This is a genomic window from Nocardioides marmoribigeumensis (assembly GCF_031458325.1).
Classification (GTDB): domain Bacteria; phylum Actinomycetota; class Actinomycetes; order Propionibacteriales; family Nocardioidaceae; genus Marmoricola_A; species Marmoricola_A marmoribigeumensis.
On sequence record NZ_JAVDYG010000001.1, the window covers coordinates 2,008,737 to 2,025,162 of the forward strand.

15 protein-coding genes, 1 tRNA gene and 1 pseudogene are annotated in these 16,426 nt (G+C 70.7%); 4 read left to right on the forward strand and 13 right to left on the reverse strand.

Annotation, left to right across the window (positions count from 1 at the left end; genetic code table 11):
• Positions 1–22: 22 nt before the first annotated feature.
• Positions 23–256: pseudogene (locus J2S63_RS09630) on the reverse strand (cell division protein CrgA); the annotation flags it as partial.
• A gap of 44 nt (positions 257–300) precedes the next feature.
• Here J2S63_RS09630 and J2S63_RS09635 point away from each other — a divergent pair.
• Positions 301–1,044 (forward strand): DUF881 domain-containing protein, encoded by a 744-nt coding sequence (locus J2S63_RS09635; RefSeq protein WP_310301683.1) that lies wholly within the window; start codon positions 301–303, stop codon positions 1,042–1,044.
• Positions 1,045–1,056: 12 nt separating this feature from the next.
• Here the strand turns inward: J2S63_RS09635 and J2S63_RS09640 are convergent, their stop codons facing one another.
• The 10 genes from J2S63_RS09640 to J2S63_RS09685 form a co-directional block, all read right to left on the reverse strand.
• Positions 1,057–1,506: a hypothetical protein gene (locus tag J2S63_RS09640; RefSeq protein WP_310301684.1), complete on the reverse strand. Its 450-nt coding sequence runs from the start codon at positions 1,504–1,506 to the stop codon at positions 1,057–1,059.
• Positions 1,507–2,730, reverse strand: a complete 1,224-nt coding sequence (locus tag J2S63_RS09645) for a fatty acid desaturase family protein (RefSeq protein WP_310301685.1) — start codon at positions 2,728–2,730, stop codon at positions 1,507–1,509.
• A gap of 37 nt (positions 2,731–2,767) precedes the next feature.
• The gene (locus J2S63_RS09650; protein WP_310301686.1) at positions 2,768–3,862 is read right to left on the reverse strand and encodes a ferredoxin reductase; all 1,095 of its coding nucleotides are present in this window, start codon (positions 3,860–3,862) and stop codon (positions 2,768–2,770) included.
• Positions 3,863–3,986: 124 nt separating this feature from the next.
• Entirely contained in the window at positions 3,987–5,798 is a 1,812-nt protein-coding gene (pknB, locus tag J2S63_RS09655) for a Stk1 family PASTA domain-containing Ser/Thr kinase (protein WP_310301687.1), read from the reverse strand.
• Between the two features lie 2 nt (positions 5,799–5,800).
• Positions 5,801–7,282 (reverse strand): serine/threonine protein kinase, encoded by a 1,482-nt coding sequence (locus J2S63_RS09660; RefSeq protein ID WP_310301688.1) that lies wholly within the window; start codon positions 7,280–7,282, stop codon positions 5,801–5,803.
• Positions 7,275–8,744, reverse strand: coding sequence for a peptidoglycan D,D-transpeptidase FtsI family protein (locus J2S63_RS09665; protein WP_310301689.1), 1,470 nt, complete (start codon positions 8,742–8,744; stop codon positions 7,275–7,277). Before J2S63_RS09665 ends, J2S63_RS09660 begins: the two co-directional genes overlap by 8 nt.
• The gene (locus tag J2S63_RS09670; protein WP_310301690.1) at positions 8,741–10,126 is read right to left on the reverse strand and encodes an FtsW/RodA/SpoVE family cell cycle protein; all 1,386 of its coding nucleotides are present in this window, start codon (positions 10,124–10,126) and stop codon (positions 8,741–8,743) included. Before J2S63_RS09670 ends, J2S63_RS09665 begins: the two co-directional genes overlap by 4 nt.
• Positions 10,123–11,667, reverse strand: a complete 1,545-nt coding sequence (locus tag J2S63_RS09675; RefSeq protein WP_310301691.1) for a PP2C family protein-serine/threonine phosphatase — start codon at positions 11,665–11,667, stop codon at positions 10,123–10,125. Before J2S63_RS09675 ends, J2S63_RS09670 begins: the two co-directional genes overlap by 4 nt.
• Complete coding sequence (locus tag J2S63_RS09680) at positions 11,664–12,149, reverse strand: FHA domain-containing protein FhaB/FipA (protein WP_310301692.1); 486 nt, start codon at positions 12,147–12,149, stop codon at positions 11,664–11,666. Before J2S63_RS09680 ends, J2S63_RS09675 begins: the two co-directional genes overlap by 4 nt.
• Entirely contained in the window at positions 12,149–12,844 is a 696-nt protein-coding gene (locus J2S63_RS09685) for an FHA domain-containing protein (protein WP_310301693.1), read from the reverse strand. The genes J2S63_RS09680 and J2S63_RS09685 overlap by 1 nt, the downstream gene beginning before the upstream one ends.
• A 295-nt stretch (positions 12,845–13,139) precedes the next feature.
• Between J2S63_RS09685 and J2S63_RS09690 the strand changes: the two genes are divergently transcribed.
• Together J2S63_RS09690 and J2S63_RS09695 are read left to right on the forward strand one after the other, a co-directional pair.
• Positions 13,140–13,223: transfer RNA gene (locus J2S63_RS09690), tRNA-Leu, on the forward strand.
• Positions 13,224–13,383: 160 nt separating this feature from the next.
• Positions 13,384–14,295 carry a restriction endonuclease gene (locus tag J2S63_RS09695; RefSeq protein ID WP_310301694.1) on the forward strand — a complete coding sequence of 304 codons (912 nt, stop codon included), beginning with the start codon at positions 13,384–13,386 and terminating at the stop codon, positions 14,293–14,295.
• Between the two features lie 14 nt (positions 14,296–14,309).
• Here the strand turns inward: J2S63_RS09695 and J2S63_RS09700 are convergent, their stop codons facing one another.
• Positions 14,310–15,539, reverse strand: coding sequence for a tyrosine-type recombinase/integrase (locus J2S63_RS09700; protein WP_310301695.1), 1,230 nt, complete (start codon positions 15,537–15,539; stop codon positions 14,310–14,312).
• Positions 15,536–16,075 (reverse strand): helix-turn-helix domain-containing protein, encoded by a 540-nt coding sequence (locus J2S63_RS09705; protein WP_344116906.1) that lies wholly within the window; start codon positions 16,073–16,075, stop codon positions 15,536–15,538. Before J2S63_RS09705 ends, J2S63_RS09700 begins: the two co-directional genes overlap by 4 nt.
• Before the next feature lie 119 nt (positions 16,076–16,194).
• On the opposite strand from J2S63_RS09705, the gene J2S63_RS09710 reads away from it, so the two are divergent.
• Entirely contained in the window at positions 16,195–16,395 is a 201-nt protein-coding gene (locus J2S63_RS09710; RefSeq protein ID WP_310301696.1) for a hypothetical protein, read from the forward strand.
• The last annotated feature ends 31 nt before the right edge of the window (positions 16,396–16,426 follow it).

Consider the following 16,426-nt stretch of genomic DNA (forward strand, 5'->3'; position numbering starts at 1 on the left):
GGGTGGACGGACGGGCGGCGACCGCGAGGCCGAGGAAGATCAGGCCGAAGCCGATCAGCCAGTTCCAGTCCTTGAGGTCGGCGAGCTTCTTGGGCGTCTGGTCGTCGTAGACCTGCGTGACGTAGTAGACGACGTAGGCGATGCCGGCGACGACGAGCAGGGCCGCGAGCGCGGTCGGCACCACCTTGACCGGGTTGGCGGCCGGGGTCTCCAGACGGGTTGCGGTGCTGCGCGGCTTGGACACGGAGGTGCTCCTCGGGGCGGTTCGGTCACGGGTGGCCGTCCGTTAGCGTAGTCAACGTGCGCTGGAGACCTGACTGGAGCCGCCGGACCGTGGTCGCACGCACGCTCACGGTCACCGTCTTCGCGGCTGCCGGGCTGCTCATGGTCACCAGCGCCGAGCACGCCGCGGGCACCGACCTGCGGCCGGAGAGGTACGACGACCTGGCGGGCCTGGCCCGCGAGCAGGCCGGCCGGGTGGCCGACCTGCGCGCCGAGGTGACCCGGCTCAACCGGGAGGTCGACGCGCTCAGCAAGGGCGCTGCCGGCTCCGCCCTGCGCACCGTGCGCGACCGGGCCCCGGCCGAGCGGCGCGCGGCGAGCCTCGACCCGCTGATCGGGCCCGGGCTCGTGGTGACCCTCGACGACGCCCCCAAGGACGTGCTCGCCTCGGCCGGTGACCTGGTCAACCAGGCCCTGGTGCACCAGCAGGACATCCAGGGGGTGGCCAACGCGCTGTGGGCCGGCGGTGCCGAGGCGTTGACCATCCGCGGGGTGCGGGTCATCTCCACCACCGGCATCAAGTGCGTGGGCAACACCGTGATCCTCAACGGCGTGCCCTACGCCCCGCCGTACGACATCGCCGCGATCGGCGACCCCGAGCGCCTGCGGCAGGCGGTCGAGGACAGCCCCTACGTGCAGGCCTACCTCGACCGGGTCGACGTGTGGGAGCTCGGCTGGCAGGTCGAGGCGCAGGAGCGGCTCAGGGCCCCGGCGTTCAGCGGGCTGCTCGACCTGCGGCACGCGAAGGTCATCACCCCCTGACCCCGGGCAGGGTCAGCCGGGATCGACCGCCAGCACCGAGTTGGGCTCGAACCGTGGACGCTGGTCGAGGTCCTCCCGCGTGGGGCGGACGAACTCGAACCCGCCGGTGGTGACCAGGTGCCACTCGTGGTCACCGCCGGCACGTCCGAGCACGGGCTCGCTGACGCCGGCGTAGGCGTCGATGAGCCGGGTGGCGCACTCCAGGTGGCTCGGCGGGAAGTGGAAGGCGTTGCGGTCCACCTCCTCCTGGCTGCCCAGCAGCGTCAGCGGCCGGCCCAGGCTCGCCCCGCAGACCCCGCACACCCGGGACAGGGCGCACTGGATGACCCGGCTGCGCTGGAGCTCGCGGGCGGTCGGCGTGCGGGGCGACCCCGGCACGGGCGTCCCGCACGCGAACGGCACGGGAAGCCCGAGGTCGGGGTCGAGCGGCAGGTCGTCGAAGTCGCGTGGTGCGGGGTCCACTCAGACCTCCGCGGGGCTGCGCGACCAGCCACCGAGCTCCCGGCGACGCGAGGGCCGCTCGGCGTCGGATTTGCGGCGGTAGTCCCGGGTGTCCTCGTCGCCCCCACGGCCGGCGGGCGGCTCGGGGCGGGAGGGCTGGTTGCTGGAGGTGTACTTGTTGGGCAGCGACAGCTTCATGATCGTGCGCAGCGCCTGGCCGTACTGCTTGTACAGCGGCCCCGTCGTGTAGGGGATGTCGTACTTCGCGCACAGCTCCCGCACCCGCTCCGAGATCTGGCCGTAGCGGTTGCTCGGCAGGTCGGGGAACAGGTGGTGCTCGATCTGGTAGCCGAGGTTGCCCGACAGGATGTGCAGCAGCGGACCACCCTCGAAGTTCGCGGCACCGAGGATCTGGCGGAGGTACCACTCCGAGCGGGTCTCGTCCTCGATCTCCTCCTCGGTGAAGTGCATCGCACCGTCGGGGAAGTGCCCGCAGAAGATGATCATGTAGGACCACAGGTTGCGCATCAGGTTGGCCGTGGCGTTGGCCGTGATGGTGGTCTGCCAGTTGGGGCCGCTCAGGGCGGGGTAGACGACGTAGTCCTTGACCACCTGGCGGCGGACCTTGCGGCCGATCTGCTTGAGCTGCCGCATCATCTCCTTGGGGTCCTTCTCGCCCTTGCGGATCCGCTCGATGTCGAGGTCGTGCAGCGCGACGCCCCACTGGAAGAGCGTGGCCAGGAGTGCGTTGTAGACGGGCTGGCCGAGGTTGGCCGGGTGCCACTTCTGCTCGCGCGCCATGCGGAGGATGCCGTAGCCGATGTCGTTGTCGTAGCCCAGCACGTTGGTGAACTGGTGGTGCACGTAGTTGTGCGAGTGCTTCCACTGCTCGGCCGGCTGGGCGGTGTCCCACTCCCAGTTGCTGGAGTGGATCTCCGGGTCGTTCATCCAGTCCCACTGGCCGTGCATGACGTTGTGGCCGATCTCCATGTTCTCGAGGATCTTGGCGATCCCGAGCATGGCGGCGCCGGCGGCCCAGGCGGGCTTCTTGTTGCTGAACATCAAGGTGACGCGGCCGGCGAACGCCAGACCGCGCTGGACCTGGATCATCCGGTTGATGTAGGCGGCGTCGGCGTCGCCGCGCGACTCCTCGACCTCCTTGCGGAGGGCGTCGAGCTCGCGTCCGAGCTGCTCGACCTCCTCCTCGGTCAGGTGCATGTACTCCGCCACGTCCGAGATGGCCATAGGTGTCCTTTCGTTGGGTCCGGTGGTGGGACCGGGGTCAGATGTCGAGGGTGCAGTCGCCGGACGCCGCGGTCACGCAGGTCTGGATCTGCTCGTTGGGCTGGTCGAAGACCTCGCCGTTGCGCAGGTCGACGGCCTTGCCGTCGATCTTGGTCAGGGTGCAGGTGTGGCAGATGCCCATCCGGCAGCCGTAGGGCATGCCGATGCCGACCTCCTCGCCGGCCTCGAGCAGCGTCGTGGCGCCGTCGGCGTCGAAGGTCTTGCTGCTGTTGCGGAACGTCACCGTCCCGCCCTCGCCGTCGCCGCCGAGCTCGAGGGTGAACCGCTCCAGGTGGAGCTTGTCCTCGAGGTCGTGGGACTCCCAGTGCTCGGTCAGCGCGTCGAGCATCGGGGCGGGACCACAGGCCCACACCTCGCGCTCCTTCCAGTCCGGGCAGAGCTCGTCGAGGTGCTGGGCCGGGTCGAACATGCCGGCCTCGTCGGTGTAGAGCTGGTGCAGCGTGAGGTGGTCGGCCTCGGACTCGAGCTTCTCCAGTTCCTCGCGGAAGATCATCCGCTCCTTGGTCGGCGAGGAGTAGTGCATGACCACGTCGGGAGCGTCCGCCCCGCTGAGCTGGCCGCGGCGCTGCATCGTGCGGATCATCGCCATCACCGGCGTGATGCCGCTGCCGGCGACCAGGAAGAGCATCTTGGACGGCGGCGGGTCGGGGAGGATGAAGTCGCCCTTGGGCGCCGCGAGCCGCACGATCGTGCCGGGCTCGAGGCCGTTGACCAGGTGGGAGGACAGCAGGCCCTCGGGCATCGCGCGCACCGTGATCGACAGGGTGCGCCCCTTGCGCTGCGGGGGCGAGCTGACGCTGTAGGAGCGCCACTGGAACTTGCCGTTCACCGGGATGCCGATGCCGACGTACTGCCCCGGCGCGTGGTCCCAGCGCCACCCCCAGCCGGGGCGGATCACGATCGTGGCGGCGTCCTCGGTCTCAGGGATCACCCGCTCGATGCGCCCCCGCAGCTCGCGCGAGGTCCACAGCGGGTTGACCAGCGAGAGGTAGTCGTCGGGGTGCAGCGGTGTGGTGAGCTGGGAACCGATGCGTCGGACGCGCTCCCACGGGACGGTGCTGCTGGACCCCATCGCGACTCCTTCACGAGACGACCTCATGGACAGACGGACGCCCGGACGAGGTGTCCCGAGCGACCCGGCTCAGTGAACAGGTGTTCGCTGGCCTGCGCAAGGGGTGTACCCGTGGTGACGCGTTCTAACCGGACGGCGTCGGAGTCGGGGTCACCGTCGTCCCAGGCTCCTCACCAGCCGCAGGAGTGGTCGCGGAGGTCGACGAGGGGGCGGGCTGCGACGGGGTCGGGGTGGGCGTCGGGGTGGGCGTGGGCGTCGGGGTCGGCTCCTCGTAGGTGGAGACGACGATGCGCACGGTGGAGCCACGCGGGGCGGTGGTGCGCCCGGTCGGGTCCTGGTCGAGCACGATGCCCTTCTGCGCCGGTGTGTCGGGGTCCTCGTCGACCTGGACGTCGAACCCGGCGTCCTGGAGCCGCTGGCGGGCGGCGTCCTCGGTGTAGCCGATGACGTTGGGCACCTCGACCTGGCCGCGCGAGAGCACCAGCGTCACGCTCGAGCCGGCCGGCACGGTCTCGCCGGCATTGGGGTCGGTCTCGATGACCTGGTTGCGGGGAGCATCGGAGTCCCGCACCTTGTAGGTGACGTCCAGGCCGAGGTCCTGCATCACCTGCGTGGCCTCGGCCTTGCTCATGCCGATGACGTACTTGACCACCACGTCGGACTTGCCGGCCGAGACCTTGAGGTCGACCGACGACCCCTTGTCGACCTCGTCGCCCGCCCCGGGGTCCGACTCGAGCACCTGCCCCTTGGGGACGCTCTCGTCGTTGACCCGCTCGACGTCGTTGACCGTGAGGCCGGCCTTCTGGAGCTTGGTGACCGCAGCCTGCTCGCGCAGCCCCACCACCTGGGGCACCGTCACCTGGGGGGTGTCGTCGCCGAAGAGCTTGAGGCCCGCCCAGAGCGCCCCGGCGAGCAGGAGCAGCGCGAGGAGGGTGAGCAGGACGACCGGCCACGAGCGCCGCTTGTCCTGGTCGTACTCCGCGACCGGGCCGCGGAAGATCGAGGTCTCCTCGGCGTCGGGGACGGGCACCGGCGGCGGGACGACGGCCGTGGGCGCGTCGACGGGGTGCCCGTCGAGGTAGCGGCGGATGTCGGCGAGCATGTCGGCGGCGGACTGGTAGCGGTCCTCGACGCGCTTGGCGAGCGCCTTCATCACGATCGCGTCGAGCGCGGGGTCGAGGTCGGGGTTGAACCGCGACGGGGGCTCGGCCTGCTCGCGGACGTGCTGGTAGGCCACGGAGAACGGGGAGTCGCCCACGAACGGCGGGCGGCCGGTGAGCAGCTCGAAGAGCAGGCAGCCCGTGGAGTAGACGTCGGAGCGGGAGTCGACCGTCTCGCCACGGGCCTGCTCGGGGGAGAGGTACTGCGCGGTGCCGACGACCGCGGAGGTCTGGGTCATCGTGCTGGTCGCCTGGGAGATCGCCCGGGCGATGCCGAAGTCCATCACCTTGACGTCGCCGCTGGGCGTCAGCATCACGTTGCCGGGCTTGATGTCACGGTGCACGATGCCGTTGCGGTGGCTGTAGTCGAGTGCCGACAGCACGCCGGAGATGATCTCCAGCGCCCGCTCGGGGAGGAGCTTGCGGCCGTCGTTGAGCACCTCGCGCAGGGTGCGTCCCTTGACGTACTCCATGACGATGTAGGGCTGGACGTGGCTGCCGTCGGGCGCCATCTCCTCGCCGGTGTCGTAGACCGACACGATCTGCGGGTGGTTGAGGCCGGCTGCGGCCTGGGCCTCGCGGCGGAAGCGGGCCTGGAAGCTGGGGTCCGTGGCCAGGTCGGTGCGCAGCCGCTTGATCGCCACCTCGCGCCCCAGGCGGACGTCCTGGCCGTGGCGCACCTCGGCCATGCCACCGCGGCCGAGCAGGTCGCCCACCTCGTAGCGACCCCCGAGGCGCAGGGGCTGGGGGTCCGCGGGGCCGTCGGTGCGGTCCATGCTCACCCCTCTCCCAGACCGGGCAGCCCGTCGACCGGGCCGCCCTTGCCCTTGCCCTTGCCCTTGCCGTCCTTCTCGTCCTTCGCGGGCTTGTCGGGCTTGTCGCCCTTGCCCGGGCCCGGCTGCGCCGGCTCGTCCCACACCTCGAGCGTCACCTGCGAGCCCCGGTCGACCTGGCCGGTGGGCCGCACTGCAGCGACCGTACCGGCCTGCTCGCCGCCCGGGTTGGTCCGACGCTCGGAGACGGGTTGCAGACCCTGGTCCTGCAGTCGCTGCGAGGCGGTGTCCTCGGGCTGCCCGACGTAGTCCGCCGGGTCGACCGTCACGGTGTCCGAGCCCTGGTCGGCACCCGACCCGGCACCCGACCCGGCACCCGACCCGGTGCCGGAGCCGGTCCCGGAGCCGTCGTCGCCGGACCGGACGGCCCGCACGAACCCGGCGAGGAGCAGCAGGGCGAGGAGGGCGAGGAGGACCATCAGCGCCACGCGGCCCCGGCCGGCACCGCGGCGTCGGCCGGAGCCGGCGTACGACGGCAGGTGGGTGGTCGGGGGGCCGGGCGCCCCGGGCGCCCCGGGCGCCCCGGACGTCATGGCCAAGGTGGCGGTGGGGTCGTCGGAGGTGGCCGCGGCCCCGGGAGGCGCGCCCTCGGGCCACACCGGGGTGTCGCCGCGCAGGGCGGCCGCCATCTCGGCGCCGTCGGCGAAGCGCATCGCGGGGTCCTTGGCGCAGGCCCGGTCGACGACGGCGCGCATCCGCTCCGGCACGTGGTCCGGCAACGGCGGCAGCGGGTCGCGCACGTGGCGCAGGGCCGTCACCACCGGGGAGTCGGACTCGAACGGCTTGGTCCCGGTGAGGCACTCGAAGAGCACGACCCCGAGGGCGTAGACGTCGCTGCGCGGGGTGGCGCGCTCGCCCTCGGCCTGCTCGGGGGAGAGGTAGTGCGGGGTGCCGACCAGGTGGCCGGTCATGGTGAGCGAGGCGGCGTCGGCGGCCCGGGCGATGCCGAAGTCGGTGACCTTGACGTGGCCCCGCGGGTCGACCAGGAGGTTGCCCGGCTTGACGTCGCGGTGGACCACTCCGCGGGTGTGCGCGGCGGCGAGGCCCTCACCCGCCTGCGCCACCAGGTCGGCGGCCCGCTCGGGAGTGAGCGCGGGGTCGCCGATGATCGCCGACAGCGGCTGGCCCTCCACCAGCTCCATCACGAGCATCGGTCGCGGGGCGCCGCCGTCGGGGTCCTCGCGTTCGCCGTAGTCGAGGACCGAGGCCACGTGGGGGTGCTGGATGGCCGCCGCCAGGCGCGCCTCCTGCACGAAGCGGGTGCGGAACAGCTCGTCGCCGGCGTACTCGGCCTTGAGCACCTTCACCGCGACGTCACGGTGGAGCAGGGTGTCCTCGGCGCGCCACACCTGGCCCATGCCGCCGGTGGCGATCAGCTCGACCAGGTCGTAGCGGGGCCTCGGCTGCGTGCCGGCCGGCTCAGTCATTGAAGATCACGGCTTCCATGACCCGCTTGGCGATCGGCGCGGCGAGGCCGCTGCCGGAGATCGCGTCGCGGGCGACGCCGGCGTCCTGGACGATGACCGCGACGGCGACCTTGGGGTTGTCGGCGGGGGCGAAGGAGACGAACCAGGCGTAGGGGTTGCGGTCCTCCGCGCTCTGGGCCGTGCCGGTCTTGCCGGCCACCTCGACCCCGGGGATCTGCGCCGGGGTGCCGGTGCCGCCCTTGACGACCTCGACCATCATCCGGGTCAGCTCCTGCGCCGACGAGGCCGACATCGCGCGCTCGGGCATCTGCTCGCCGTTGTTCTTGTCCAGCACGCTCAGGTCGGGGGAGCGCACCTCGTCGACGAGGTAGGGCTTCATGCCCTGCCCGCCGTTGGCCACGGTCGCCGCCACCAGCGCCATCTGCAGCGGCGAGGCGGCCACCTCGTACTGGCCGATCGCGGAGTAGGCGGGGTAGGGACCGGGTGCCTCGGCGGGGAAACGGCTGATCGCCTGGGGTCCGATGCCGGAGAGGTACTTCTGGCCGAACCCGAACTTCTGGGCCTCCGCGCGCAGCTTGTCGACCCCGAGGTCGAGGCCGATCTTGCCGAAGGAGACGTTGCACGAGGTCATCAGCGCCTGCGTGAGCGTGATCTTGTCACCGCCGCACGTCGAGCCGTTCTCGTTGGTCAGCGGCTTGCTGGCCTGCGGGAGCTTGAGCGAGGCGCCACCCTGCACGATCGTGTCGCCGTCGTACTTCCCGGTCTCCAGCGCGGCCGCGGCGGTGACCAGCTTGAACGTCGACCCGGGGGGATAGATCTCCTGGATCGCCCGGTTGACCAGCGGCTCGGTCGGGGCCTTGAGGAGCCGCTCGTAGGCCGTGGTCTGCTTGGCCGGGTCGTGGTCGGCGATCAGGTTGGGGTCGTACGTCGGGTTGGACACCATCGCGAGGATCTTGCCGCTGCGGGGCTCGAGGGCCACCACGGCCGCCTGGGTCCCGGACCCGAGGGCCTGGATGCCGTCGAAGGCCGCGGTCTGGGCGGCGGGGTCGATGGTGAGGGTGACCGAGCCGCCCTTGGGCGGGGTGTTGGACAGCGTGTCGACCACGCGGTTGACGAACAGGCGCGGGTCGCTGCCCGAGAGGACGTCGTTCTGGCTGGCCTCGACGCCGGTCGCGCCGTAGACGTAGGAGAAGAACCCGGTCAGGTGGGCGTACTTGAACGGCTGGGGGTAGCGGCGCTGGAAGGAGTAGCGGTCGCCGCTCTTGACGCTCTCGGCGACGGCCTTGCCGCCCACGAGGATCGCGCCGCGCTCCCGGGAGAACTCCGCGTCGCGCACCCGACGGTTGTCGCTGCGGTCGTTGAGGTCGCCCGCGTGGACGTACTGCAGGTAGGTCGCGTTGAGCAGCAGGGCCAGGAAGAGCGCCAGGCACCCGACCGCCATCGTGCGGATCTGCTTGTTCACCGCACGCTCACCACCTGGGTGTCGTCGTCCATGCCGGCGCCCTCGGGGCCGTCGGCGGGGCGGAAGTCGGGCGCGGGCCGCCGCACCTGGTCACTGATGCGCAGCAGCAGGGCGACCACGACCCAGTTGGCGACCAGCGAGGAGCCGCCGTAGGACATGAACGGCGTGGTGAGGCCGGTCAGCGGGATCAGCTTGGTGACCCCGCCGATGACCACGAACACCTGGATCGCGAAGACGACGCCGAAGCCGGTGGCCATCAGCTTGCCGAAGTCGTCGCGGGCGATGAGGGCGGTGCGGAGCGCGCGCTCGACCACGATGCCGTAGAGCAGCACGACCGCGATGAGGCCGGTCAGGCCCAGCTCCTCGCCGACGGCCGCCACGATGAAGTCGGACTCGGCGAACGGGATGCGCCACGGCGAGCCCTGGCCCAGGCCGCGGCCGACCAGCCCGCCCCACGCCATGCCGTACATCCCCTCGATGATCTGGCCGTACTTGCCCGGGTCGGAGAACGGGTCGAGCCAGCCGCCCACGCGGGTCTGGACGTGGGTGAACGCGGCGTAGCCCATCGCGGCGCCGCCGACGAACATCACGCCGCCGAGGACGAGCCACCCGGGGCGCTCGGTGGCGACGTACAGCATGACCACGAAGATCCCGAAGAACAGCAGGCTCGAGCCGAGGTCCTTCTGGAAGACGAGGATCGAGAGGCTGATCAGCCACATCACGAGGATCGGGCCGAGGTCGCGGCCGCGGGGCAGGTCGATGCCGGCCACCCGGCGACCGGCGAGGGCCAGCGCGTCGCGGTGGAGCACGAGGTAGCCCGCGAAGGCGACCACGAGCGCGAGCTTGGCGACCTCGCCGGGCTGGAAGGAGAAGCCGCCGATGCCGATCCAGATGCGGGCACCGTGGATGTTGCGGCCGAGCCCCGGCACGAACGGCAACAGCAGGAGGACGACGGCGGCCAGGCCGGCGGTGTAGGTGAACGCCTGCAGGCGGCGGTGGTCGCGCAGCACGAGCAGGACGACCGCGAACAGCACCACCCCGAGCGTGGTCCACATCAGCTGCTTGGAGGACAGGTCACGGTCGAGCGCGAGGTCGAGGCGGTAGATCACCGCGAGACCGAGCCCGTTGAGCGCGGTCACGACCGGGAGGAGCACGGGGTCGGCGTAGGGCGCGGCCAGGCGGACGACGACGTGGGCGCCCACGGCGAGCACGGCGAGCCAGGAGGCGTAGCCGACCATGTCGGCCGGGATCTTGCCCTCGCGCCCGAGCCCGACGGCGGCGTACGCCCCGATCCCGACGGCGAGGGCGAGGAGGAGCAGCACCAGCTCCGCACCGCGCCGGCGACGGTGGACGAACTGCTCCACGCCGGCGAGCACGCTCACGAGCTGCCTCCGGAGGGGCTGGCGGACGACGAGGGGCCGGGAGAGGGCGACGCGGTGCCACCGGGGCACTCGGCGCCGACGGAGCCGCTGCCGCCCGGGGAGGCCGAGGAGGCCGGGGAGCTCGGCGCGGCGCCGGGGCTCGCGGTCGCGCGCGGGGAGCGCGACGCCTTGGGCGACCGGGAGGCCTTCGGTGAGGCGGCGGTGGTCGGGCTGACCGCCGGGCAGTCGGACTTCTCCTTGTCGCGGGCCAGGTTGGCCACGACCTTGCGGGCCCCGGTGAGGCTCTCGGCGGTGATGCCGTCCTCGACCAGGCCCCGGTTGTAGGAGGTGAGGTCGGACAGTGCGAGGTCGGTCGGCTGCTCGACGTGGCTGAGGCTGACCAGCGGGAGGTCGACCTGGACCCCGCGGTAGATCGCGACGGTGTCGCCGTCGTCGGCGACGTAGTACTGGCTCTGGGTCCAGGTGTAGCCGGCGTAGAGCGCGCCGATCGCGAGCAGGAGGGGCACCAGCAGCAGGAGGCCGCGCCGCAGGGTGAGTCCACGCCGAGGCGGGCGGGGGGCGTAGCGCAGCTCCTCGGGGTCGAGGGCGTCCGCGGCGTCGGCGGGCACGGCCTCGATCTCCCCGGTGTCGTGCGGCCGCCCGCGCAGGCGCGACAGGACGCCGCGCCGAGGCTGGGCGGCAGCGGCGCCGACCAGCATCGGGCCGACCGAGGCGGCGGCCGACTCGGGGTCGTCGGCGACGTCGGCACCCACGACCTCGGCCGTGATCACCGTGACGTTGTCGGTCGAGCCGTGGTCCAGCGCGGACTGCACGAGCCCGAGCGCCGCGGAGTCGACCGAGCCCTCGCCCAGCAGCTCGGCGATCTGGGCGTCGGACAGGGCGCCCGAGCAGCCGTCGCTGCACAGCATCACCCGGTCGCCCGGCTCGAGGTCGACGTAGAACAGGTCGGGCTCGGTCTCGTGCACGCCGTCGACCGCCCGCAGGATGATGTTGCGGTGGGGGTGGACCCGGGACTCCTCCTCGGTGATCCGGCCCTCGTCGACCAGCGTCTGCACGAACGTGTGGTCGGCCGTGACCTGGCGCAGGGTGCCGTCGCGCAGGAGGTAGGCGCGGGAGTCGCCGACGTGGGCGAACCCGAGCCGGTGACCCTCGAGGAGCGCCGCAGTGAGGGTGGTGCTCGTGCCGTCGAGCTCACGGTCCTGCTCGACCATCTCGGCGAGCCGGTCGTGCACCTTGAGCACCGCCCCGGCCAGCGCGGTCAGGGCGGCGTCGTCACCGGCGTGCCCCGCGGGGGCGGGACCCTCGGGCGCGTCGAGGCGCCGCAGGATCGAGATGGCGGTCGAGCTGGCCACGTCGCCGTAGGCCTGGCCACCCACCCCGTCGGCCACCACGAGGAGCCGGCCGCTGGCGTAGCCCGAGTCCTGGTTGTCCTTGCGGTGGCGACCGACGTCGGAGACGGCCGCGAAGCGCAGCCGCACGGCGTCGTCCGGGAGGTCGCCCGGGAGGTCGCCCGGGGTGGTGGCCGGGGTGTCGTCGGTCATTTCTTGAGCTCGAGGGTCGTCTTGCCGACCCGCACCCGGGTGCCCAGGGAGATCGCGGTGGCCTGGGTCAGTCGCTGGGAGCCGAGGTAGGTGCCGTTGGTCGAGCCGAGGTCCTCGACGTACCAGGTCTCCCCGGACCTGGCGATGCGGGCGTGTCGCGTGGAGACGTAGTCGTCCTCGAGCCGGATCGCCGCGTCGGTGCCCCGGCCGACCAGGATCGGGGCGTCGGCCAGCGAGACGGTGGTGCCACGGCTGGGTCCGTCCAGCACGACCACCTTGGTGGGTTGGCCGCGACCGGCCTTGGGCGGCTTGGCCGCGGCCCGCTCGGCGGCCTTGCGCTCGCGGCGGCTCGGCGTGGCCGGGGCGCTGTCGACCCGGGCGCCGAACATGTCGGACCGGATCACCGAGATCGCCCCGAAGACGAAGATCCACAGGATCGCCAGGTAGGCGAAGCGGATCAGCATGAGGGTGAGCTCCTGCATCAGGCGTCCCCCACCCGTACGACGATGTCGGTGTTGCCCAGGCGGACGGTCGCGCCGTCGCGGACCGTGGTCTCGCGGATCTTGTGCCCGTCGACCAGCGTGCCGTTGGTCGAGCCGAGGTCGGCGACCTTGACCTGGCGGCCGTCGAGGCGGAACTCCGCGTGGCGGCGGCTGATGCCCGGGTCGTTGATGCGCAGGTCGGCCTCGGCGCCACGACCGACCACGAGGCCGTCGTCGGTGATCGCGTGGCGTGAGCCGTTGACCTCGACGGTCGCACGCCGGCTGCCCGCCTGGGTCTCCGGCGCCTTGCTGCCGCCCTGGACGCTGGCTGTCGCGCTGCTGCGCACCCGGAAGCGCCCGGTGACCAGGTCCTCCTGCTCGCTGAGGTCGATCGTGACCTGACCGGCGAAGACGTAGTGCTGCTCGTCGGCGTGCTCGCGCAGCATCTCGATCAGCTCGGTGGTGAGCGTCTCCTGGTAGGGGCTCAGCCGGTCGTAGTCCATCGGGGAGAGCTCGATGTGGAACGTGTTGGGGACCAGCCGCCGGTTGCGGGAGAGGATCTGGGCGGAGTTGTCGACCTCGCGCTGGAGCGCCGCGGCCAGCTCGACCGGCTGCACCGCGCTCCGGAACGCCTTGGCGAAGGCTCCGGAGACGGCGTGCTCCAGTCGCATCTCGAACCGCTGCAGCATGCCCATGCGGGTGCCTCCTCTCGATCGCCGGCTCGAAACCCCTGCGCGTGGGGGCGCGCGGGGTGCCCGCCTCGGTCGTGCGGGGTCGGTGGACACCGCTTGGACACTGCCCAGCCCGACCCGGTCCTGAACACCCGTGAGGGTGTGTCTCCGGTCATGCCCGGGGACACGGTCGATGCTATCGGGGGTGGTCGCCGTGGACGCGTCGCCCCGCGCCGCCCGTGCGACCGGGGGGCGACGGGCGTGCGGCGGCCCGGTTTGGGTGGCCCGGACGCCGTGGGATATCGTGAGCGCGCTTCTGGCGCGAGTGGCGGAATAGGCAGACGCGCACGGTTCAGGTCCGTGTGCCCGAAAGGGCGTGGGGGTTCAACTCCCCCCTCGCGCACAAGACAACGAGCCCCTGGCCTGCGGTAACGCAGAGCCAGGGGCTCGTTCGTTCGCCCGCGATACTCGCGGCGATACTTACGCCTCGCGCATGTCGGCTTCCCTGTGTGGCCCTAGCCTTGTGGTGTGTTGCCGTCGAGGGTGTGCTGGAGGAACCGGCCATGAGTTTGCCGCCGTGGGACTACTTCATGATCCCCGTGTTGCAAGTCCTGAGCGGCGGCGAGGTCCAGAGCCTTCGGGAGCTTCGGGATGCCACCACGACCTTGACTGGACTGACCGAGGCGCAGCTGGCTGAGACACTTCCAACGGGAAAGTCCATGGCCGCCAATCGAATTGGCTGGGCAGCGTCGTACCTCACCCGCGTCGGCGCACTCGATCGTCCCCGTCGTGGGCATTACCAGGCGACGGACCTCGGCATGGAGCTCCTCGCTGAGCATCCGGCAGGGATCACCGAGGCTGAGCTCAGAAAATTGGCGAAGGAGGGGGACGAGTGGTGGCTCGCTGGCCGAGCAGTCGACGCGAGCGTCGGACCTAGTGTCGAGCCAGTTCCGGTCACCGCGATTGATCCGACCGAGCAGGTTGAGCAGGGTGTTGCTCGGATTCACCAAGACGTGGCGGCGGAGTTGCTAGAGAGATTGGTCGCCAACGAGCCGACATTCTTTGAGCGGGTGGTCGTCGATCTGCTTGTCGCGATGGGATACGGCGGAGCTGACGGTCGCGCTTCAGTCACGAAGCAATCGGGCGATGAAGGCATCGACGGGATCATCGATCAAGACGCCCTTGGCCTCAACCGTGTATACGTTCAGGCGAAGCGCTACGCCGTAGACCGGGCCATTGGGCGGCCGGACCTCCAAGCCTTCGTCGGCGCCCTGAGTGGCAAAGCTGACGGCGGTGTCTTCATCACTACTGCCCGCTTCTCGCGGGATGCGAGCGTGTACGCCGACGGAGTTCCTACCCGCCTCGTTCTCATCGACGGCGCCCGGCTGACGAGTCTGATGATCCGATACGGCGTCGGGGTGCAGGTCAAGGACACCTATCGAATCGTCGAGATCGACGAGGACTTCTTCGAGTAAGGCTGGGTGGGTGCCTACGAGTTGTGGTTGTAGAGCATCGCCCCAAGTTGGGCCGCGGCTTCCTTGCCCATCGACGGCATCACGTGGGAGTAGATGTCCATCGTGATCCCGATCGTCTCGTGGCCGAGGCGCTCCTGGACCACCTTCGGGTGGACACCAGCCTTGAGCAGCCAGACCGCGTGGGTGTGGCGCAGCGAGTGAAAGTGGATCGCCGGGATTTGGTGGTTCACCGGCTGGGTACGACGGAAGCGGGCGAGTTGCTGGCGGAAGGTTCGGGAAAACGACTCCGGCAGCCTCCACGAACCTTCCTCGTCGCCGAAGACGACCATGTCGGGGTTCACGAGCTTGATGGCGAGGTTGCCCGCCCGGTAGACGCGGAACCAGCGGAGCCGGTTGGCCGTCTGCTCGTCGATATCGACCACGCGGGTGCGCCCGCTCTTGGTGGGCCCTTCGACGAGTCGCTGCTTCTCACCCTTGACCTTGACGGTGGTGACAGAGCGGGCGACGGCGATGGTGCGGTTGTCGAGGTCGATGTCCTTCCAGCGCAGCCCGAGCAGCTCGCCGCGGCGCATGCCGGTTGCTAGGGCGACCTTCCAGGCAACGACGTACTCGTCGCCGACGTTGTCCTCTGCCCAGGTGAGGAACTGTTGGGCGTCCTCGGGCGACCACCACATCATCTCGGGGGCCTTCGCTGCCTTGGCGCTCGGCGGGCGGGCGTTGTCGGCCGGATTGGTGGGAAGGCCACGGCCGGCGTCCTTGATCGCGTCCGCGAGGGCCTTGCGGAGAATCGTGTGGACGTAACGGACCGTGCGCGCGGAGAGCCCGCCCGTCCCGTCCGCCCGTCCCTCCCGTTCCAGGTCGCGGTAGAACGCGTCGATCTTCGACGTGGAGAGGTGGGCGAGAGTGATCGAGCCGATGCGCGGCTTGATGTGGATGCGCACATTCTTGCGGTACGACGCCTCGGTGGACGGCGCGACCCGGATGCCGTCGAGCCACTCGTCCAGATACTCCCCAAGCGTCTGCCTTGTCGGCGGGACGTAGCCGCCCGCCTGCTCACCGGAGCGGATCAGGTCTCGTAACCCCTTGGCTGCCTCCTTCTGCGTCAGGAAGCCACGCTTGACCCGCTGGCGGGGAGTGCCCGTGTCGTCAGGGACGGTGGCCTTGACGTAGTAGCGGCGACCGGCCTTGGTGTCGTACTCGACGATCGACCCTTCACCACGCGCCCGCCTGGGCCGGCCAGTCATGTCCGCTTCGCCTTCTTCGCCCTTGTGGTGCCGAGCACCGCGTCGACTGCTTGGACCTCGGCGGTCTCGCCCTCGGGGTCGGTCTCCAGAAGCCGTTCGCGATGCCACTTCAGCCGTGGCGTGAGTCCCGCATGCTCGTCGACCAGTGCGCGAGCCTGGGCGACGGCAGCGTCGTACTCGGTCCGTGCCTCACGCAGCCTCTCCAGCTTGTCGACCGCTGTCATGTACGCACCCCAACCGCCGACCTCGTAGGTGATCGAGGTGGGCAGGACGAACTCGTCCATCGGGATGCCGAAGACGCGGACGAACGCGAGCAGGTCGTCGACAGTGATCTCGCGCGGGTTGTCGTATGCGAGCATGCGGCTGATCGCACCCTGGGACAGGTGGTAGGGCGGACGCAGGTCGGCCAGACGACGGCTCAGTTCGCTCTGCGACCAGCCGCGTGCCTCGAGCTCGCTGCGGAGCCGCTCCACGACCGAGTCCTGAGCGCCGTACCGCTCGACGAGCCGGAACGTTTCGTGCGGGAGCATGGGCACCTCCTAACGGAATACGCTAGAAATCTACGCCGGTATCCGCTAGACAGCAAGAGGGGGCGCGCGTAGCGTTATCGGACAACGGAGCAACGTTCCCCTCGTTCTCCGATAGGAGCCGATCCATGAACCCGACCGAGCTGGAGACCCGCACCTTCATCAAGACGACCGAGTGGGCAGAGCTGACGCTCACCGACGCGCGCACCGTCCGTCGCGCTATCGAAGCCGGCCAGATACCCGCCGTCCACATCTGCGCAGCGATCAGGATCCCCGCGGAATGGGCACGCCGACAGCTTCGTCTCGGGCTCGATCGTGAGGCGTCGTGATGCTTACGACGAATCCGTACGCCACGACATA